Genomic DNA, 18,904 nt, shown 5'->3' on the forward strand with positions numbered 1-18,904 from the left:
GAGCGATTGCTCGCTCCCCTGCCCGTCAGCCGCCGTCTGCTTGCAATAGACAGGGAGGGCGCACCGGGATGGGCCGGCTTGCCCCTTTCGGCCGATTCTGATGCCGGCGCCCTAGTCCCGGAGGGTGATCCAGGCGCCGTCGCGTTTCGAGGAGCGCACGCAGGCGTCGACAAAGCGCATGCCGGTAATGCCGTCCTCGATGCCCGGGAAGAGCACGTCATCGGCGGGCGCGCGGCCCTCGCGATGGGCCTCGATGGCATCGGCGGTCTCGGAATAGAGGTTGGCGAAGGCCTCGAGGTAACCCTCGGGGTGGCCGCCGGGCACCCGGCCGAGGCGCGCGGCAGCGGGGCCGGTGCCGGCAGAGCCGCGGGTGACCAGGCGCTTTTCACCGTGCAGCGGCATGAACCACAGACGCTCGGGATCCTCCTGAGACCATTCGAGGCCGCCCTTGGTGCCGTAGATGCGCAGGCGCAGCCCGTTGATTTCGCCTGCGGCGACCTGAGAGCACCAGAGGGTGCCCCGGGCGGCGACGCCGCCCTGCTCGGCAAAGCGGAACATCACGTGGGCGTTGTCGTCGAGCACCCGGCCGGGCACGAAGCTGTGCAGATCGGCGGAGAGGCTGTCGGGGGTGAGGCCCGAGACGAAGAGGCCCATCTGCAGCGCATGGGTGCCGATATCGCCAATGGAGCCGCCGGCACCCGATTGCGCGGGGTCGGTGCGCCATTCGGCCTGCTTGTTGCCGGGCAGATCCTCGGCCATCCAGTCCTGCACGTATTCCATGTTGACCAGGCGGATCGCGCCGAGATCGCCATTGGCCACCATCTCGCGGGCCTGGCGCATCATCGGATAGCCGGAATAGGTATGGGTGAGCATGAAGAGCGCGTCGCTCTTCTCCACCGCCTGCTGCATCTTGCGGGCCTCGGCGAGCGTCGCCGTGAGGGGCTTGTCGCAGATGACGTGGATGCCGCGTTTCAGGAACTCGCGGGCGACGGGGTAATGCAGGTGGTTGGGCGTGACGATGGCCACGGCCTCGATGCCGTCCTTCAGGCGGGCCTCGCGGATCGCCATCTGCCGGTAGTCGGTATAGCTGCGCGCGGGGTCGAGGCCGAGGGCGGCGGCGCTTTCCCCGGCCACCTCGGGCCGGGAGGAGAGCGCGCCAGCGGTCAGGGTGTAACGACCGTCGAGGCGGGCCGCGATGCGGTGCACGGGGCCGATATTGCCGCCGATGCCGCCGCCGACCATGCCGAGGCGAATGGGTCTGCTCATGGGGGTCTCCTTCAGCTGCGGTTCAGGCCAAGCATAGTGCGATTGGCGTCGTCGTCCGCCCCGCTGTCGGCGAAATCGTCGAAGGCGCGGTCGGTCACGCGGATGATGTGATCGCGCACGAAGGCTGCCCCCTCGCGGGCGCCATCCTCGGGGTGCTTGAGCGCGCATTCCCATTCCACCACGGCCCAGCCGGCGAAATCATTGGCAGCCATTTTCGCGAAGACGGCGCCGAAATCGACCTGACCGTCGCCCGGCGAGCGGAAGCGCCCTGCCCGGTCGACCCAGGGCTGGAAGCCGCCGTAGACGCCCTGACGGCCCGTCGGGTTGAACTCGGCATCCTTGACGTGGAACATCTTGATCCGGTCGCGGTAGATGTCGATATTGTCAAGGTAATCAAGGCATTGCAGGACGTAATGCGAGGGATCGTAGAGCATGTTGGCGCGCGGGTGCTGATCGACCCGGTCGAGGAACATCTCGAAGCTGATGCCGTCGTGCAGGTCTTCGCCGGGGTGGATCTCGTAGCAGATGTCGACACCCATGTCCTCGGCGTGATCGAGGAGCGGACGCCAGCGCGCGGCCAGTTCGTCGAAGGCGGTTTCGACGAGGCCCGCGGGGCGCTGCGGCCAGGGGTAGAGATAGGGCCAGGCGAGCGCGCCGGAGAAGGCGGCCATTTCGGTCAGACCGAAGTTGCGCGAGGCGCTGAGCGCCAGGCGCACCTGTTCCATGGCCCAGTCCTGGCGCGCGGCGGGCCGGCCGTGGAGCGCGGCGGGGGCAAAGCCGTCGAAGGCGATGTCATAGGCCGGGTGCACCGCCACGAGCTGGCCGTAGAGATGCGCCGAGAGCTCGGTGATCTCGACGCCGTTCTCGCGCGCCACACCGGCGATCTCGTCGCAGTAATCGCGCGAGTCCGCCGCGCGGGCGAGATCGAAGAAGCCGGCATCCACGGGTACCTGGACCCCGGCATAGCCGGTGTCCGAGGCCCATTTGGTGATGCCGTCCCAGGTGTCGAAGGGCGCGGTATCGCCCGCGAATTGCGCCAGGAAGATGCCCGGCCCCTTGATCGTCTTCATGCGGCCTCCGTCGTGCCCTTTTCACCCTTCAGCTCTGCCGCAAGATGGCGGCAGGCGCGCACGGTCAGCGCCATGATGGTGAGCGTGGCGCCGGTGACGCCCGAGCCCGCCATGGTGGAGCCGTCGGTGATGTAGAGGTTGGGGATGTCCCAGCTCTGGTTCATGCCATTGACCACGGAGGTGGCGGGATCGTCGCCCATGCGGGCCCCGCCGGTTTCGTGGATCGCGGCGCCCATCAGCATGGTCTTGCTGAACCACTTGCGGAAGATGAAGCGCGAGAAGGGATCGGCGTCGGGATAGGCGCCACGGCCCAGTTCGCGCAGGCCGCGGGGCGAGCCGATGAACTCGAAATCGACGCCCATTTCCTCGGCGATCTCGATCAGGGTTTCCTCTTGTTTCGTGAGGTTCTTCTCGTCCTCGGGGCCCATGACGCAGCGCAGATGCGGCACCGGCAGGCCCCAGGCGTCCTTCTTGCGCGGGTCGAGGGTGATGCGGTTGTTCGCGTCGGGCATCATCTCGCCGAAGCCGAAGAAGGAGGCGCGGGCCGGGGCGCCCTCGGGCACCGGGCCGCGGCCGATGGAGCCCTGGTAGTCGAATTGCGAGGCGGAGGTGCCGTCCTTGCCGACGAAGCGGGTGAGGAAGATGCCGCCAGAGGGCGGGTAGAAGGGATCGGCCGGCGCGGCGGTGTCGGTCTCCCAGCCCGTGGCACGGGTGTAATTGCCCATGGCCAGGCAGGGCAGCTGATCCATGAAGTAGCGCCCCAGCGTGCCGGAGGAGTTGGCGAGGCCCTCGGGGTGCTTCTCGTTGGCGGACATCAGCAGCAGGCGGACGCTCTCGACGGTGGAGGCGCAGAGCACGACGGAGGCGGCCTCGAAGCTGTGCTTTTCCTTGGTCTTGGCATCGAGCACCTCGGCGCCGGTGGCGCGGCCGGTGGCGGGGTCGGTGGTGATGCGGGTGACGATGGAATTGTAGCGCACCGTCAGGTTGCCGGTGGCGAGGGCGGCCCGCAGCGGCGAGGGCACGCGCTCGATCTCGGGGGCGATGTAGCGCCAGGAGATGGCGTTGCGGTCGGGCCAGCGGGCCTCGTACTCGGCCTTGAACTGCTGTTCCTGCGAGGTGAGCTGTGCCGCGTGCACCGGGGTGGGATCGGGCTGGGTGGGCACGCCTTCCTTGAGGCCGTAGAGACCGAGGAAGGTCTCGACCTCGTCGTAATAGGGCGCGACATCGGAGTATTCGATGGGCCAGTCGGCGCCGTGGCCGGTGCGGGACTTCATGCGGAAGTCATCGTCGGACCAGCGCATCAGGCAGCGCCCGAAGAGGTGCATCCGGCCGCCCGACTGCTTGCCGCGGATCCACAGGAAGGGCGCGTCGGGGTCGGTGGTATAGGGGTTCTTGCGGTCGGAGACGTGCAGGTGCTCGAGCTTTTCCGAGAAGAAGGCAGAGCGGGCCTGAACCGGCTTGCCGCGGGCGGTGGCGCGGGCGCGTTCCCAGATGTTGATGTCGGACTGCGGCGGCTTTTTCCGGTTCGGGTCGAAATCGGCGGGGCCGACATCGCGGCCGGCCTCGAGCAGCAGGACCTTGAGGCCCTGTTCGGTCAGTTCCTTGGCGGCGAAGGATCCGGCGGGGCCGGACCCGATCACCATGGCATCGTAGCGGGGCTGCGACATGTTCGTTTCTCCAGTTCGTTCGGGCCCGCAGGCGGAGCGGACCTTGCCGGCCCTTGGTCTCTGCGGTCTTGATTTCAGATGGCGGGGCAGCCGCCGAAGGGTGTCAGGGACGCCGGATCAGAGACGGGTGCCGTCGGCGCCGAAGAGCGAGGCCCGCGAGATGTCGATACCGGCGCGCAGCGGGGCGCCCGGCACATGGGGCGCATCGCCCATCACGCGCAGCGAGAGGCGCTGGCCCTGCCAGTCGAACCAGGTGACCGCATCGGCGCCCATCGGCTCGACCACGGTAACGGTTCCCTCGAGCGCGGGGCCCTCGGTGCCGTCGACGAGAAGGTCCTCGGGGCGCAGGCCGAGCGTGGCGGGGCCCGCCACCGGCGTGCCGTCATAGCCCGAGAGGTCGAGATCGAGCGGGCCGGAGCGGAAGCGTGCGCCCCCTGCCCCGTCAATAGCGACCTCGCCCTTGAGGAAGTTCATCGCCGGCGCGCCGATGAAGCCCGCCACAAAGAGGTTGACCGGGCGGTGGTAGATCTCGGCCGGGGTGCCCAGTTGCTGGATCTTGCCGCCGTTCATGATGGCGATCCGGTCGGCCAGCGTCATCGCCTCGACCTGGTCGTGGGTGACGTAGATCATCGTGTTGCCGAGATCCTGGTGCAGCTTCTTGATCTCGACGCGCAGCTCGTTGCGGAGCTTGGCATCGAGGTTCGAGAGCGGCTCGTCGAAGAGGAAGACATCAACCTGGCGCACCAGCGCGCGGCCGATGGCCACGCGCTGGCGCTGCCCGCCCGACAGTTCTGCCGGCTTGCGGTCGAGGAGCGGGGAGAGATGCAACATCTCGGCCGCACGGTCGACCCGTCGGGCGATCTCGTCCTTGGCCATGCCGGAAACCCGCAGGCCGAAGGAGAGGTTCTTGCGCACGGACATGCGCGGATAGAGGGCATAGGACTGGAACACCATGCCGATGCCGCGGTCCTTGGGCTCGGCCCAGGTGACGTTCTTGCCCTCGATCCAGATCTCGCCGTCGGCGACATCGGTGAGGCCGGCAATGGCGTTGAGCAGCGTGGACTTGCCGCAGCCCGAGGGCCCGAGCAGCACGAGGAACTCACGCGGCGCGATGTCGATGTTCATGTTCTCCATCACCACGGTGTTGCCGTAGGTGATCTTGAGGTCCTTGATGTCGACAGCCGTGGAGGCGGCGGTGGTGGCGGTGTCGGAAGTTGTCATGTTCAGGAACCCTTGGGATCAGCCCTTGACGGCGCCGGCGGCGATGCCGCGCACGAACCAGCGTCCGGAGAGGAAATAGATGGCGAGGGGAACGAGCGCCGTCAGGATGGTGGCAGCCATGTTGACGTTGTAGAGCCGTTCGCCGGTGGTTGTGTTGACGATGTTGTTCAGCTGAACCGTCATCGGCAGGTTGTCACGACCGGCAAAGACGAGGCCGAGGAGGAAGTCGTTCCAGATGCCGGTGAACTGCATCATGGCGGCGACGACGAGCATCGGCAGCGACATGGGCAGCATGATTTCCCAGAAGATGCGCCAGAAGCCGGCGCCGTCGAGGCGGGAGGCCTTGAAGAGCTCCTCGGGGATCGTGACGAAGTAGTTGCGGAAGAGCAGCGTGACGAGCGGCAGGCCGAAGAGCACGTGCACAAAGATGATGCCGGGCAGCGTGTTGTAGAGATTGAACCCTGCCATGCCGCGCACCAAGGGGTAGAGGAAGACCTGATAGGGCACCAGGGCGCCGGCCATCAGCAGGCCGAACATCAGGTTGCCGCCACGCGGTTTCCAGAACGACAGGGCGTAGCCGTTGACGGCCCCGAAAATCACCGAGATTATCACGGCGGGCACCGTGATCTTGATCGAGTTCACGAAGCCCACCTTCAGCCCGCCGCATTCGAGGCCGGCACAGGCGCCGGACCAGGCGGTCTTCCAGGCGGAGAGGTCGAAGTGCTGCGGCAGGGCGAAGATCTGCGCCGCGCGGATCTCGTCCATCGACTTAAGCGAGGTGACGATCATCACGTAGAGCGGCAGCGCGAAGAAGAGCACGGTGACGACGAGGAAGACATAGAGGCCGATGCGGCCGGCGGTGACAGAGCCGGGTTTCGGCCCGCGGGGATTTTTTGCGGCCGTCCGGCCGCGGGGATTTTTCGTTGCGGTGCTCATAGCGTGCCTGCCTTGCGTTTGGCCCGGATCGAGCTGGCATAGCGGAAGGGGACGACGACGATCACGACGGTGATCAGCAGCGTTGTGGCCGCCGCGGCGGCGAGGCCGAGGTTCTGACGCTGGAAGAGGTTGTCCATGATGAACTTGGCGGGCACCTCGGTGGCCGAGCCGGGGCCGCCGTTGGTGAGGGCCACGACGAGGTCGTAGGTGCGGATCACGCCCATGGCCAAAAGCGTGGTGACGGCGGCGATGGCCGGGCCGAGCTGTGGCAGGATGATCGAGAGATAGGTGCGCCAGACGGGGATGCCATCGACCCGGGCGGCCTTCCATTGTTCGCCGTCGATGCCGCGCATCCCGGCAAGCATCATCACCATCACGAGGCCCGACATCTGCCAGACGCCAGCGATGACGACACCGTAGATGGCGTATTCACGGCTGGTGAGCAGGTCGAAGGTGAAATTCTCGAAGCCGAGGCTGCGCATGGTCTGCTGGATGCCGAGCGTGGGGTTCATCAGCCATTGCCAGATCAGGCCGGTCACCACGAAGGACATCGCGTAGGGATAGAGGAAGAAGGTGCGGAAAGCGCTCTCGAACCGCACCTGGCGGTCGAGGGCCGCGGCCAGCAGGAAACCGATCACCAGGCAGCCGGCCACGAAGAGCACGCCGAAGATGATCAGGTTGGAATAGGCCGTGATCCACTTGGAGGTATTCCAGAGGCGCTCGTATTGCGCCAGGCCCACGAACTCGGACGAGGGGAAGAGTTTCGAGTTGGTGAAGGACAGCCGGACGGACCAGACCATCGTGCCGATATAGATGACCACCACCGCGAGCCAGGTTGGCACGAGGGCGGCAAAGGCCACGAGGGAACGCTTGCGCCTGGGTTTCATGAGCTACTCCGGAACAGGATGGCGCCGCCCCTCCCCTGCGGGAAAGGCGGCGCCGGGTGGTGCGATTACTGGAAGACTTCGGCGAAGTATTCCATCGAGTCGTCGATGTCGGCATCGGGGGTGTTGAAGAATTCACCCACGAAATCGGTCAGCATGCCGGCCTGATCGGGCGTGATGGTGATGGCGTGCTCGGGGACGATCTTGTCCTCTGCCATCAGCTGCAGGCCGAGCTTGGTGCAGATGTCGAACTTGGAGGTATCGACATCGGTGCGCACGGGGATCGAGCCCTTGTTGATCGAGAATTCGACCTGGACCTCGGGATCGAGCACGACCTCGGCCATCGCGGCCTGGGCCGGCGTCGGGCCATTGTCGCCGATCTTGGGATAGGAGAAGGCGTCGGCGATGTAGACCATGCCCGGGGATTCCGGTGCGAGGACACAGCCGTACTGATCGCCCGCGGTCTGACCGGCAGCGGTGAATTCGCCCTTGGCCCAGTCGCCCATGAACTGAACGCCGGCGGTGCCGTTGATCAGCATGGAGGTGGCATCGTTCCAGTTACGGCCCGGGGCGCCCTCGTCGACGTAGTCGCGCATTTTCGCCATGATTTCCAGCGTGTTGCGCACGCCTTCACCAGAGATGACCTCGGGGTCGTGGTCGACGTAGATCTTCATGAAGCCGTCGAGGCCGACCTCGCTGAGCAGGATCATGTTGAAGACCTTGGTCTCCTGCCAGGACTGACCGCCCCAGGCGATCGGGGTCAGGCCGGCGGCCTTGAGCTTGTCCATGTCGGCAAAGAACTCGTCCCAGCTCTCGGGGGCCTTCTCGATGCCGGCCTTGTCGAAGGCGGCCTGGGAGTAGAACATCCAGCTTTCGCCCTGGATGCCGGTGGGCGAGAGGTAGATCTGGCCGTCATAGGTGATGTTGTCGAGGATCGACTGGGGGATGACATCGGCCCAGTTGTTGGCCTCGGCGACCGAGGTGATCGGGGTCAGCATGCCCGATTCGACCATCTCGGCCTGATCGAGCCCGACGACCGACTGGTAGATCGTCGGCGCATCGCCGGCCATCATGCGGTTCATCAGAGCGGCCTTGGCGCTCTCGAAACCGGCGATGGAGGAGACTTCCCACTCGCCGCCCTTGGCCTCGAAGGCCTTCTTGATTGCGTCGACAGCGCGCTGTTCGCCGCCGGAGGTCCAGGAGGTGAAGACCTCGGCCTTCATGTCCTGCGCGGAGGCGAGACCGGCGGAGGCGACGAGCGCCGAGCCGGCCATGAGAATGGTAGCTAGTTTCATTGGAAATCTCCTGTTGGTGCCTTCTTCATGTGGCATTCGGGGGAAAGGATATCAGCGATAGATCGGCAGCAGGGCCTGATTGACGAGGGTCAGCCCGCCCTTCAGGTCGGCCACCGGATCGGGGGCGGCATCGAGTTCGAGGATCGCCCAGCCGGTGATCTTGCGGTCGCGCATCAGGCGCATCCAGCCGGGCCAGTCCACGCGGCCGGTGCCAAAGCCGCAGAACCAGGGGCGGTGCCGGTCGTGGATGGTTTCGTCCACGGGGGTATCGGCCGGCATCTGGCCCTTGGCGTCTTTCCAGTGCGCGATCACGATACGCTCGTGATGGCGGTCGCAGATCTGCAGCGGGTCGCCGCCCATCAGGGTGATATGGGCGGTGTCGGGGCAGAAATGCACGAAGGTGGGATCGGTGAGCAGCAGCATCAGGTCGATGTCGCGGGCCCGCGAGAAGATCGAGTGCCCCTCGGTGTGCATGGCGAATTTCACGCCGCAGGCGGCAGTGGCCTGCCCGAGGCGGTTCATCACCAGGGCAAGGGCGCGGGCGGTGTCGAAATCATAGAGCACGGCCGGGGTCTGCATCATCGGCAGGCCGGCCACGATGACATCGGCGCCGCAGGAGGCGAGAAAGCGCGCGTAGTCCTCGACGCTGGCGACCATCTGATCGACCACGGCGGAATCGGTCCAGTCGAGATGCGCAGGATCGCCGAAGAAGCCGGAGCAGATCACCAAGTCGCGCGCCTCGAGCTCGGCTGCGAAGGCCTCGGCAGAGCCGAAGGCGGCAATGGCGCCCTTCCAGTCCATCGGCGGGAAGGTCAGCTCGATGCCCCTGACGCCGCTCTCGGCCACGGCATCGAGAATCTGCAGCCAGAAGCCGGTGGGATCACTTTCGGCGCGGGCGGTGATGCCATCGGCATCATCGACGCCCCAGAAACCGGGATGGAAGAAGGTCACGAGATCCACGCCGAAGCGCAGGCTGGGCTGATCCTGCATTGGAAATCCTTTGCCAGGGTGCACAAAAATAGGCCTGAAAAGCCGGATTTCACCAACATTTTCAGTGATTTAGATTTGGCAATCGTTTGCCATGCGTTTTTTGTAAGCAGCAATCATCTTTGTCGCAACGGGATTCTGTCATCCCCTTGTCATTATCTGCCGAAGACCGGACAGTATGGCGAAATAGCAGGCATTAACCCTGCCCCACACCTTCGGACAGAGAGTTCATGGCACGAAAACCGACCACCGGTGAGACCTCCGGCGCCCTGATGCGCGACGTGGCAGAACTCGCCGGGGTGGCGACCTCGACGGTGAGTCGTGCCCTGGCGAACCCCGGGCGGGTGAACGAAAAGACCCGCAAGAAAATCGCCGAAGCGGCGGAAAAGCTGGGCTATACGCCGAATGCCGCCGCGCGGAACCTGCGCGTGGGCAAGTCGCGCGTGGTGATGATCGTGCTGCCGGGGCCGCTGCACTATGGCCTGAGCCAGGTGATTCCGCTGGTGCTGGCTGGGATCGACGCCGAGCTGGTGAAGAAGGGCTATAACCTGCTGATCGCCAATATCGAGCGCGAGGAACCGGCCGAACAGCATATCCTCGAGCTGGCCTTTGGCGGCACGGTGGCCGGCGCGATCGTGCTGTCGTCGCAGCCGCCCGTCAGCGGCAACCGCAGCCTGACCGATGCCGGCATCCCCGTGGTGGGGCTGTTGCACGACCTGTCGCCGCTGGGCGTGCCCAGCGTGGTGACCAATGACCGCGCGGTGATGGCCGAGGTGACGGAGAGGCTGATCGCCCAGGGGCGGCAGCGGTTCCTCTATGTCTCGGGGCCGAGCGACAGCTATCACGAGCCGCTGCGCCACGGTGGCATCGCCGATGCCATGGCCGTCCACGGACTGCCGCCCGAGAACCTGGCCCGGACCGAGGGCGTGATCGATTACGAGTACGGTTTCAGGATCGGTTCGGAAGCGGCGAAGGAGTTCCTCGCCATGGAGCCGCGCCCGGACGCGGTGCTGTGCTGTTCCGACGATGCGGCCTTTGCCTTTATCGCCGAGATGCGGCGCGCCGGGCTGAAGGTGCCGGAGGACGTGGCGGTGGTGGGCTTTGACGGCGGCGAGGTGGGCCAGATGCTGGACCCGCCGCTCTCGACCATCCGGCAGCCGGCGCGCGAGCTGGGCGCCAGGGCGGCCGAGGTGCTGCTGACCTCGCTGCTCGGGACAGACCCGGTGCCCATGGTCACGGTGATGGACAGTGAAGTGGAGATGCGGGGCAGCGCCTGAGCGCGCCCCTGCCCTGTTGCCCGTTTTCTGATCTACCCTGTTTTCCGGCCTTCAGGTCACGACCTCCTCTGCCGAGCAGGCGCGGAGCACGGTGTTGCGAAGCCAGCGGTGCGCCGGGTCGCCGGTGTGGCGGGGATGCCAGAGCATCTCGTGCCGGATCGGCGCGATCTCGAGCGTGATCGGCACCGCGGCCATGTCGTAGTTGGCCTGAAAGTACTCCGCCGTGCGCTTGGTGAAGATCCCCACCTGGTCGCTGTCGCGCAGCAGGTGCGGCACCAGGGTGAAATTGGTTAGCGCCGTCTGCACCTGCCGCGTCCGGCCATGGCGGGCCAGGATGGCATCGAAGGCGGCATCGCGCCCGCCGCCCGAGCGCACGACGATATGCGGGTATTGCAGCAGCATGTCGATATCGGCGGCCTCGGGGGCGGCGCGGGCGATCGGGTGGCCGGCGCGGCACAGGCAGACCCAGTCCTCGGCAAAGGCGACGGAGCGGATCAGCCGCGGCGGCGGATCGTCGAACCAGCCGATGGCCAGGTCGATCTCGCCGCCCATGAGCAGGCGGATGGAGATGTCGCGGTCGGCGGTGCGCAGGTCGAGCTTCATCCGCGGCGCGGCGCGGTGCACCTGTTTCATCACCGGAAGGAAGACCGGCAGCGACAGCCGGTCCGGCGCGCCGATCACGAAATGCGAAGCATTGGTGGAGAGGTCGAGCGCCTCGTCGGAGCGCAGGCAGCGCTCGGTCCGGCGGATGATCTGCTCAACCTCGGGGGCGAGCGCCATGGCGCGGGCGGTGGGCACGAGGCCGGCGGCCTCGCGCAGGAAGAGCGGATCGTCGAGCGCCTCGCGCAGGCGGCGCAGCGAGTTGGAGATCGCCGACTGCGTGCGGCCCAGCCGCTCGCCGGTGCGGGTGACGGAACGTTCCTCCATCAGCGTGTTGAAGACCACCAGCAGGTTCATGTCGAAGTTTTGCAGCATGATGGCGCCCCTCCTCCCGGTCCTGGCGAGCATTATCACTGTGAGTGATAACCTATAGAAAGACCAATAATTTGCCAAATGAGATTCGCCCCGGGTAGGGTCGCAGGGCAAACGAGAGGGGCGCGGGGAGGACAACGGCCGGCGCCCGGGAGGAGAAACATGCGATCCGAGACATCGGGAGCGCGGGCATGACCGCGCGCCGGCAGCACGAGGCTGCCCCCTACATGCCATTCTGCGAGGCGCCGGTGAAACCGGCCTACCAGCCGCCCGAGGGCGCGGTGGATGCCCATTGCCACGTCTTCGGCCCCGCCGCGCAGTTCCCCTTTGCGCCCGAGCGCAAGTACACGCCGGTGGATGCGCCCAAGGAGCGGCTGTTTTCGCTGCGCGATTTCCTGGGGTTCTCGCGCAACGTGATCGTGCAGGCCACCTGCCACGGCGCCGACAACGCGGCGCTGGTGGATGCGCTGGAAGCCTCGGAGGGGCTGGCGCGCGGCGTGGCGGTGGTGAAGGAGGACGTGACCGACGCCGAACTGCAGGCGCTGCATGCCGCCGGCGTGCGCGGGGTGCGGTTCAACTTTGTCCCGCGGCTGGTCGAGGCGACGCCCGACGCGGTCTTCGAGCGGATCGCGGCGCGGATCCGGCCGCTGGGCTGGCATGTCGTGGTGTACTTCGAGGCCCGCGACCTGAGCCGCGTGGCGCCGCTGATCGGGCGGCTGGGCTGCCGGATCGTGGTGGATCACATGGGCCGGCCCGACGTGGGCGCAGGCGTGGAGAGCGAGGGCTTTCGCGCCTTCATCGCGCTGATGGCCGACAATCCCGATATCTGGGTCAAGGTCTCCTGCCCGGAGCGGCTGAGCGTGACCGGCCCGCCCTATGCCGACGTGGTGCCCTTTGCCCGGGCGCTGGTGGAGCGGTTTCCCGACCGGGTGCTCTGGGGCACCGACTGGCCGCATCCCAACATGGTCAGCCACATGCCCGATGACGGGGTGCTGACCGACATGATCCCGAAGATCGCGGTGACCGAGGCAGAGCGACAGGCGCTGCTGGTCGACAACCCGATGCGGCTTTACTGGCCCGAGGAGGTAACGTCATGAGCGCGGCGGAGATCATCGAGGAGACCGGCGCCGAGGCGCCCGTGGCGAAACGCAGGCTGCACCCGGTGGAATGGGTGGCGGCCGTGCTGGCCGGCACCATGGTTGTGGCCTGCATCCTGTGGAACCTGGACCTGCCGACGCGCATGGGCATCGCCCTGCTGCCGCAGCAGTACATGGCCTTCCAGCTTGGCCTGACGCTGACGGTGGCCTGGCTGGGCTTTGCGGTGACGCCGGAGGGCGCGCTGAAGCCCCTCGGCTGGATCAACTGCATCGTCGCGGCCATCTGTTTCGGCACGCTGATGTACACGGCCTGGGATTTCGTCTGGCTGTTGCAGGAGCAGTTCTATCGCCCCTGGCAGATCACCCTCTCGGGCGCGGTGGTGACACTGGCGGTGATGGAAGGCGTGCGCCGCAAGGCCGGCTGGATGCTGTTTTCCATCGTCGCGGTCTTCCTTGTCTATGCGCTGTTCGCGGACCAGGTGCCGGGGCGGCTGATCGGCAAGGCGCTGAGCCTGGAGCGGCTGGTGCAATACGTGGGATTTGATCCCAATGCCGTCTATGCCTCGCCGCTGGCGGTGGGCACGATCATCGTGATGCTCTTCGTCTTCTTCGGCCAGCTGCTGTTCGCCGCGGGCGGCGGCAGCTTCTTTACCGACCTTGCCATGGCGGCGGCGGGCCGCTCGCGCGGGGGCAGCGCCAAGATCTCGGTCATCGGCTCGGCGCTCTTCGGCTCGATCTCGGGCTCGGCGGTCTCGAACGTGGTGACCACGGGCGTGGTGACCATCCCGCTGATGCAGCGCGGCGGGTACAGCAAGCGCGACGCCGGCGCCATCGAGGCGGTGGCATCGACCGGCGGCCAGCTGACACCGCCGATCATGGGGGCCGCGGCCTTCCTGATGGCCGAGTTCCTCGAGGTGCCCTACATGGCGGTGGCCGGGGCGGCGCTGCTCCCTGCCCTGCTCTATTACATTGCCGTTTTCGCGCAGGTCGACCTGATCGCCGCCCGCGACCGCATCGCGCCCGTCGAGGACGACCGGCTGCGCGCCGGCGAGGTGCTGCGCGAGGGCTGGCATTTCATCATCCCCTTCGGGCTGCTGCTGGCCGGGCTCTTTGTCTGGCGGATGGATCCGGAGGGCGCGGCGCTGCTGGCCTCTGTCGCCATCGTGGTGGTGGGCATGCTGCGCCCCTATCGCGGCGAGCGGCTGACCCCGCGCGGCCTGCTGCAGGTTTTCGTGGACACCGGCAATGCCATGATCAGCCTGATCCTGGTGGTGGCGGCGGCCGGTTTCGTGATCGGCATCCTGAACATCACCGGCCTCGGCTTTGCCCTGACGCTGGTGCTGGTGGATTCGGTGGGCAGCAACCTGGTGCTGCTGCTGGTGATCTCGGCGGTGATCTGCATCGTGCTGGGCATGGGGATGCCGACCTCGGGCGTCTATGTCCTGCTGGCGGCGCTGGTGGCGCCGAGCCTGGTGGAGGCCGGGATCACGCCGATCGCGGCGCATCTCTTCATCCTCTACTTCGGCATGATGTCGATGATCACGCCGCCGGTGGCGCTGGCCTCCTTTGCCGCAGCGACGATCACCCAGGACGATCCGCTGGCCACCGGCGTGGCCTCGATGCGGGTGGGCTGGGCGGCCTTCATCCTGCCGTTCCTGTTCGTCGCCACGCCGGGCCTGCTGATGGAGGGCAGCTGGGTCCAGATCCTCTGGGCGCTGGCGCTGGCCACGGTGGGCATCCTGGCCGTCACCGCCGGCATCGTGGGCCACTGGGCGCGGCGCCTGTCGCCGCCGCTCCGGGGCCTGGTGGTGGTGCTGGGGGCGCTGACGCTGCCGCTCGGGTTCCTGCCCGAGGGCCAGCTGATCCATGCAATTGCGGCCGCGCTGACCATCGCGCTGGCCGTCGTGCTGTCCGTCACGGGCAGATCCCGACATGAGTATACCAAGGGAGGATACCACTCATGACCATTTTCAAGACCGGACTGGCCGCAGGGGCCGTTGCGCTGGGCCTGACGGCGGGGGCCGCCAGTGCGCAGGTGGTGACCATCGCCAGCGGCGCGCAGGGCTCGCTGGCCTACAACACCGGCCAGGCCGTGGCCAAGGTGGGCAATGACGCCGGCATCACCGCCCGGACCCAGCCGCTGGTGGGATACCTGCCGCTGATCAACGCGGGCGAGGTCGACTTCGGCTTCTCGAACCTGGTGGAGGTCGGCTATGCAGTGGAGGGCACCGGCAACTACACCCGCGCCAATCCGAACATCGAGCTGGTGGGCACGATGTTCAACCTGCGCACCGGGCTGATGGCCCCCTGTGACCTGGGCCTGAAGACGGTGGCGGACCTGAAGGCGCAGGCCGGCGATCTGAAGCTTGCCTCGGAGTACACCTCCTCGACCATCATCCCCTATTACATCATGGGCGGCCTGGCCAATGGCGGCATGAGCTATGACGATTTCAGGCAGGTGCCGGTGGCGAGCCTTGTTGCGGGGATGGATGCGCTGGGCGACGGGCTGGTCGACGTGGCGCTGGTCTCGCTGAACTCGGGCGCGGGGCAGCAGGCTGCGGTGAAGCTGAAGGACCGCGGCGGGCTCTGCTATGTCTCGCTGGATACCTCGGAGGCAGGCGAGAAGGCCTTCAAGGACTTCCTGCCGGCAGGCGCCATCACAACGATCCCGCAGAACGAGAACATCAACGGCGCGCAGGATTACGACGTGAACATCATGAGCATCCCCTGGGTGCTGATGACCAACGGCGATGTCAGCGAGGATCTGGTCTATGACCTGACCAAGGCCGTGGCCGAGCACAAGGACGACCTGAAGGCCTCCTTTGGCGCCTTTGCGGCCTTTGATCCGGCGACCATGGCGCCGGCGTCGAGCGTGCCCTACCATCCCGGTGCGCTGAAATACTACGAGGAAGCCGGCATCGAGGTCGGTCAGTAAGACCGCCCGACCGGAGCTGTCGCCCCGCCCCGATGATCCGGGGCGGGGCCTTGATTGGGGGACCAGAGAGAATGATGACGAGAGTGACGGCCGCGGACGGCCATGAATTCGACTGCTGGGTCGAGGTGCCGGAGGGCGCGCGCCGGGGCGGGATCGTGATCCTGCAGGAGATCTTCGGCGTGACCGAGCAGCTGAAGGGCGTGGCGCGGCGCTATGCGGCGCAGGGCTATGAGGTGGCGATCCCGGCCCTCTTCGACCGTCAGGCGCCGGGCACGGTGGTGCCCTTCGACGAGGGGCCGAAGGGCCGGGCGCTGATGCTGACCGCGGACCTGGACGAGACCATGGCCGACGTGGCGGCGACGGCAGCGATGCTGAAGGCGCATGGCGGCAACGTGGGCGTGATCGGCTTTTGCTGGGGCGGCGGGCTGGCCATCCGCGCGGCGCAGGCGGTTGACGACGTGAGCGCGGCCGTGGCCTTTTACGGCACGAGCCTGCCGAAGTACCTGGGGCCGCCGCTGAAGGCCGCGATGCAGGGCCACTGGGGCACGGCGGACGATCACGTGCCGGCGGAAATGCTGGCCGAGGCGCAGGCCGCCCTGCCCGAGATGGAGGTCTTTACCTACGAGGGCGCGGGCCATGCCTTTGCCAATGATGCCCGCCCCGCGCATATCCCAGCGGCGGCCGAGCTGGCCCATGAGCGCACGGCGGCCTTCTTTGCGGCGCACCTCTGAAACCGGGGGCCTGCCAAGGAAACCGGATACAGAAAAAGGCGGGCATTCTGCCCGCCTTTTTTCACGTGGGGCCTGAGCCCCGAGGGAAGGATTGCGCCGCTCAGGCGCGGTTCATGCCCAGCACTTCGGCGACGCGGTTCGGAATGTCGGCGCGGCAAAGGCCCAGGTCGGCCAGCTCGCGGTCGGACAGGCGGTTCAGCTCGTTGATGGCGCGGCTGGCCGTCATGCGGCGGGCGATCCGGTCGAAGAGGCCACGGACGGAGAAGCGGTCGGCGGCGGCGGCGTAGGCGGGAATGTTGGTGGCTTGGGTGGTCATGTCAGCGATCCGTTTTGTCTGGCGTTGCGGTGAAGCATTTCGGTGTTGAGGCGGTTATAACGCTGAGCGTGTGTTTGCGCTAACGCCGTTACGGTAATGCCGCTATGCAGCGAAAGCATACGAGAGCCATGCATCTATTGCAGAAGCCATGCAGCAAGGGGATACGAGCCATGCAGCGGCCAAGGGGGTACTCTCTGACTGCTCAGGGAACCGTGACTTGCCGCAATGCAGCAAAGCCCTTGCTGCATTGGCGAAATGGCCATTGAACGCGCAAGGGAGCCGGCAGAACCGGCCCCCTTGGCAGGATTTCAGTCACCATGATGCGCCCCATGAGAGCGCGCGGGATCACTCGCAGAAGGGCGAGATGCGATTGGCGACGGTGACGATGGAGGAGAGATCCTTTGCGCTTTCGTCGCCATCCCAGTTGCCGGCGATCCGAATCGCGGTGAGGCCATGCGGCATGAGCATCACGTGGTTCTCGCCCCAGCCGTCCATCGAGGGGAAGTAGATCGTGCAATCGTCCTGCTTTACCTCGTGGCGCCAGAAGGCCTTGGAATAATAGGGCTTGTCGGCAAGGCCGGTGGGCAGGCCGACGGGGTGATCGGTGACCCGGATATCGGCCATGGCGGTGGGGCTGAAGATCTGCACGCCGTCCTGCGAGCCGCCGTTCTGAAACAGCCGCGCGATCTTCACCAGGTCGCTGGCGGTGGCATAGAGGCCCCAGGCCATGATCGGCTGCCCCTCTGCGCCGTCGTCCTCGATGGTGCGGTTGGTGGGCGCGTAGTGGATGCCGAGGGGCGTGTAGACATTGGCCTGAAGGAAATCCCAGACGTTGGGATTTTCGTCGCCCTGCGCCGTCAGATAGCCGGTGAGGGCTGCGCCCAGCAGGAACATGTCCTCGTCGCGGTAGCGCACCATCTTGCCCGGGCCCCAGTCATAGGGTTTGGCGGACTCCAGCGCGATCTGCACCTTGTCCGCCATCGAGCGCGCCTCGTAGAAGGCATAATAGGCGTCGCTGTAGGGCGAATAGACCTCGAGCGGCTCGACCTCGCGCTGGCCGTAGCCCATGCCGGAGGCCATGTTGAGCATGTCGCCGAAGGTGACCTGATCCCAGCCGGCCATGCCCTCGGCCTGGGGGAGGTAATCGGAGATCTTCTCGTCGAAGATGCCGTCGCCGTATTTCTGCGCGACCGAGAGCATGGCCGCCGCGGCGCCGGCGGATTTCGTCACCGACCAGACCCCGAAGCGCTGACGGTCGCAATAGGGCAGCGGGCCGGCGGGCGTGGGGCAGCCGCGCAGGTAGAAGGCCTCGTCGACCACGAGACCGTCGAGCAGGAGCTCCTCGGGGCGGATGGCGCTGTCGAAGCCCGCGAGGGTCTCGGCGCCGACCTTCTCCTCGAGCTCGGACCAGGGGTGCATCACCTCGACGTCATCGCGGGAGGCCAGCCATTTCGTGGCCACGGCATCACCGCCCTCGACATCGGTGAAGGTGTGGATCGCCGGCACGGTGCCGGCGGCGGTGAAGTAATCCTCGACGTAGAAGGGCGCCGTCTCGGTCAGGATCTGGTAGCGCAGCGGGCTGACCTCGCCGTCCTTGTAGAAGAACATGGCGACGCCGTTATGCGTCTCGCCCTCGATCATGTTGACCAGCGAGAAGGGAAAGGAGGCGCGCGACCAGCCGTCGTCGCCGGGCATCGACCAGACCTTGCCGGGCTGCACGATCACGTCCCAGAAGCTGTTGCCCTGATCGGTGGTGCCGTTGCGGATGACCTCCTGCGTGGCGGGCACGAGATCATCGCCGACGGTCAGGAAGGTGAGCGAGACGCCGGGAAAGAGCTGCGGATCCTTGCCCAGCACGTCGTGGCTGGAAAAGCTCTCGGGCGTCGTCAGCATCGGGGTTTCGGCAAGGGTGAGCGTACCGGTGAAGGGCGCCTGCGCAGGAGCGGCGTCGGCGGGCGGCGTGAAAAGCGCGTTGTCGACGAGCGCCGCCGAGCGGACGGGTGTGGTAAAATCGGACAGCGCAAGGCGCGCGCCGGCCTGGTCCTGCTGCTGCGCCGCGGCAGGCAGGGCCATTATCCCGGACAGCATCAGGGCGGGAACAAGCAATCGGATGGTCATGTGGATCTCCGGTCTTTGCCCGTGACCGCAGCCGCCGAGGGCGCGCGATCCGGGCCTTTTGCGCCATCGCCCGCAATGCGGGAGGGGCCGCACGAAGGGCGGCAGAGAGAGGCCGGATGGCGCCTTTTCCTC

16 protein-coding genes are annotated in these 18,904 nt (G+C 66.7%); 5 read left to right on the top strand and 11 right to left on the bottom strand.

Going from position 1 to position 18,904, the window contains the following annotated elements; translation table 11 throughout:
- Window positions 1-111 precede the first annotated feature (111 nt).
- From AC0WR5_RS14070 to AC0WR5_RS14105, 8 genes are all read right to left on the bottom strand, one after another.
- On the bottom strand, window positions 112-1,266 hold the full coding sequence (locus AC0WR5_RS14070; protein ID WP_475864021.1) for a Gfo/Idh/MocA family protein: 1,155 nt from the start codon (window positions 1,264-1,266) through the stop codon (window positions 112-114).
- Window positions 1,267-1,277: 11 nt separating this feature from the next.
- Window positions 1,278-2,336: a sugar phosphate isomerase/epimerase family protein gene (locus AC0WR5_RS14075; protein WP_475864023.1), complete on the bottom strand. Its 1,059-nt coding sequence runs from the start codon at window positions 2,334-2,336 to the stop codon at window positions 1,278-1,280.
- Entirely contained in the window at window positions 2,333-4,003 is a 1,671-nt protein-coding gene (locus AC0WR5_RS14080) for a GMC oxidoreductase (RefSeq protein WP_475864025.1), read from the bottom strand. The genes AC0WR5_RS14075 and AC0WR5_RS14080 overlap by 4 nt, the downstream gene beginning before the upstream one ends.
- A 117-nt stretch (window positions 4,004-4,120) precedes the next feature.
- On the bottom strand, window positions 4,121-5,224 hold the full coding sequence (locus AC0WR5_RS14085) for an ABC transporter ATP-binding protein (RefSeq protein ID WP_475864027.1): 1,104 nt from the start codon (window positions 5,222-5,224) through the stop codon (window positions 4,121-4,123).
- An 18-nt stretch (window positions 5,225-5,242) separates the two neighbouring features.
- Entirely contained in the window at window positions 5,243-6,160 is a 918-nt protein-coding gene (locus AC0WR5_RS14090; protein ID WP_475864029.1) for a carbohydrate ABC transporter permease, read from the bottom strand.
- Complete coding sequence (locus tag AC0WR5_RS14095) at window positions 6,157-7,047, bottom strand: carbohydrate ABC transporter permease (RefSeq protein ID WP_475864031.1); 891 nt, start codon at window positions 7,045-7,047, stop codon at window positions 6,157-6,159. The genes AC0WR5_RS14090 and AC0WR5_RS14095 overlap by 4 nt, the downstream gene beginning before the upstream one ends.
- A gap of 65 nt (window positions 7,048-7,112) precedes the next feature.
- The gene (locus AC0WR5_RS14100) at window positions 7,113-8,339 is read right to left on the bottom strand and encodes an ABC transporter substrate-binding protein (RefSeq protein ID WP_475864032.1); all 1,227 of its coding nucleotides are present in this window, start codon (window positions 8,337-8,339) and stop codon (window positions 7,113-7,115) included.
- A 51-nt stretch (window positions 8,340-8,390) separates the two neighbouring features.
- Window positions 8,391-9,329 (bottom strand): sugar phosphate isomerase/epimerase family protein, encoded by a 939-nt coding sequence (locus tag AC0WR5_RS14105; protein WP_475864033.1) that lies wholly within the window; start codon window positions 9,327-9,329, stop codon window positions 8,391-8,393.
- 227 nt (window positions 9,330-9,556) lie between these two features.
- Between AC0WR5_RS14105 and AC0WR5_RS14110 the strand changes: the two genes are divergently transcribed.
- A complete protein-coding gene (locus AC0WR5_RS14110; RefSeq protein WP_475864035.1) occupies window positions 9,557-10,603 on the top strand; it encodes a LacI family DNA-binding transcriptional regulator in 1,047 nt (348 codons plus the stop codon).
- Window positions 10,604-10,654: 51 nt separating this feature from the next.
- Here the strand turns inward: AC0WR5_RS14110 and AC0WR5_RS14115 are convergent, their stop codons facing one another.
- Complete coding sequence (locus AC0WR5_RS14115; protein ID WP_475864037.1) at window positions 10,655-11,578, bottom strand: LysR family transcriptional regulator; 924 nt, start codon at window positions 11,576-11,578, stop codon at window positions 10,655-10,657.
- A gap of 188 nt (window positions 11,579-11,766) precedes the next feature.
- Between AC0WR5_RS14115 and AC0WR5_RS14120 the strand changes: the two genes are divergently transcribed.
- The 4 genes from AC0WR5_RS14120 to AC0WR5_RS14135 all read left to right on the top strand — a co-directional run bounded on the left by AC0WR5_RS14120 (window position 11,767) and on the right by AC0WR5_RS14135 (window position 16,338).
- On the top strand, window positions 11,767-12,672 hold the full coding sequence (locus tag AC0WR5_RS14120; protein WP_475864038.1) for an amidohydrolase family protein: 906 nt from the start codon (window positions 11,767-11,769) through the stop codon (window positions 12,670-12,672).
- Window positions 12,669-14,636, top strand: a complete 1,968-nt coding sequence (locus tag AC0WR5_RS14125; protein ID WP_475864040.1) for a TRAP transporter permease — start codon at window positions 12,669-12,671, stop codon at window positions 14,634-14,636. The genes AC0WR5_RS14120 and AC0WR5_RS14125 overlap by 4 nt, the downstream gene beginning before the upstream one ends.
- Window positions 14,633-15,607 carry a TAXI family TRAP transporter solute-binding subunit gene (locus AC0WR5_RS14130; RefSeq protein WP_475864042.1) on the top strand — a complete coding sequence of 325 codons (975 nt, stop codon included), beginning with the start codon at window positions 14,633-14,635 and terminating at the stop codon, window positions 15,605-15,607. The genes AC0WR5_RS14125 and AC0WR5_RS14130 overlap by 4 nt, the downstream gene beginning before the upstream one ends.
- Window positions 15,608-15,678: 71 nt before the next feature.
- Entirely contained in the window at window positions 15,679-16,338 is a 660-nt protein-coding gene (locus AC0WR5_RS14135) for a dienelactone hydrolase family protein (protein WP_475864044.1), read from the top strand.
- A 100-nt stretch (window positions 16,339-16,438) separates the two neighbouring features.
- Here the strand turns inward: AC0WR5_RS14135 and AC0WR5_RS14140 are convergent, their stop codons facing one another.
- Both AC0WR5_RS14140 and AC0WR5_RS14145 read right to left on the bottom strand, forming a co-directional pair.
- Window positions 16,439-16,654 (bottom strand): DUF1127 domain-containing protein, encoded by a 216-nt coding sequence (locus tag AC0WR5_RS14140; protein WP_475864046.1) that lies wholly within the window; start codon window positions 16,652-16,654, stop codon window positions 16,439-16,441.
- A 345-nt stretch (window positions 16,655-16,999) separates the two neighbouring features.
- Window positions 17,000-18,772 carry a serine hydrolase domain-containing protein gene (locus AC0WR5_RS14145; RefSeq protein ID WP_475864048.1) on the bottom strand — a complete coding sequence of 591 codons (1,773 nt, stop codon included), beginning with the start codon at window positions 18,770-18,772 and terminating at the stop codon, window positions 17,000-17,002.
- Window positions 18,773-18,904: the final 132 nt, after the last annotated feature.

The organism is Pseudooceanicola sp. DL12 (genome assembly GCF_056270665.1).

Bases quoted from the DNA above. Each gene is read 5' to 3' on its own strand.
- AC0WR5_RS14070 (WP_475864021.1), bottom strand. From the start codon at position 1,266: ATGAGCAGACCCATTCGCCTCGGCATGGTCGGCGGCGGCATCGGCGGC.
- AC0WR5_RS14075 (WP_475864023.1), bottom strand. From the start codon at position 2,336: ATGAAGACGATCAAGGGGCCGGGCATCTTCCTGGCGCAATTCGCGGGC.
- AC0WR5_RS14080 (WP_475864025.1), bottom strand. From the start codon at position 4,003: ATGTCGCAGCCCCGCTACGATGCCATGGTGATCGGGTCCGGCCCCGCC.
- AC0WR5_RS14085 (WP_475864027.1), bottom strand. From the start codon at position 5,224: ATGACAACTTCCGACACCGCCACCACCGCCGCCTCCACGGCTGTCGAC.
- AC0WR5_RS14090 (WP_475864029.1), bottom strand. From the start codon at position 6,160: ATGAGCACCGCAACGAAAAATCCCCGCGGCCGGACGGCCGCAAAAAAT.
- AC0WR5_RS14095 (WP_475864031.1), bottom strand. From the start codon at position 7,047: ATGAAACCCAGGCGCAAGCGTTCCCTCGTGGCCTTTGCCGCCCTCGTG.
- AC0WR5_RS14100 (WP_475864032.1), bottom strand. From the start codon at position 8,339: ATGAAACTAGCTACCATTCTCATGGCCGGCTCGGCGCTCGTCGCCTCC.
- AC0WR5_RS14105 (WP_475864033.1), bottom strand. From the start codon at position 9,329: ATGCAGGATCAGCCCAGCCTGCGCTTCGGCGTGGATCTCGTGACCTTC.
- AC0WR5_RS14110 (WP_475864035.1), top strand. From the start codon at position 9,557: ATGGCACGAAAACCGACCACCGGTGAGACCTCCGGCGCCCTGATGCGC.
- AC0WR5_RS14115 (WP_475864037.1), bottom strand. From the start codon at position 11,578: ATGCTGCAAAACTTCGACATGAACCTGCTGGTGGTCTTCAACACGCTG.
- AC0WR5_RS14120 (WP_475864038.1), top strand. From the start codon at position 11,767: ATGACCGCGCGCCGGCAGCACGAGGCTGCCCCCTACATGCCATTCTGC.
- AC0WR5_RS14125 (WP_475864040.1), top strand. From the start codon at position 12,669: ATGAGCGCGGCGGAGATCATCGAGGAGACCGGCGCCGAGGCGCCCGTG.
- AC0WR5_RS14130 (WP_475864042.1), top strand. From the start codon at position 14,633: ATGACCATTTTCAAGACCGGACTGGCCGCAGGGGCCGTTGCGCTGGGC.
- AC0WR5_RS14135 (WP_475864044.1), top strand. From the start codon at position 15,679: ATGATGACGAGAGTGACGGCCGCGGACGGCCATGAATTCGACTGCTGG.
- AC0WR5_RS14140 (WP_475864046.1), bottom strand. From the start codon at position 16,654: ATGACCACCCAAGCCACCAACATTCCCGCCTACGCCGCCGCCGCCGAC.
- AC0WR5_RS14145 (WP_475864048.1), bottom strand. From the start codon at position 18,772: ATGACCATCCGATTGCTTGTTCCCGCCCTGATGCTGTCCGGGATAATG.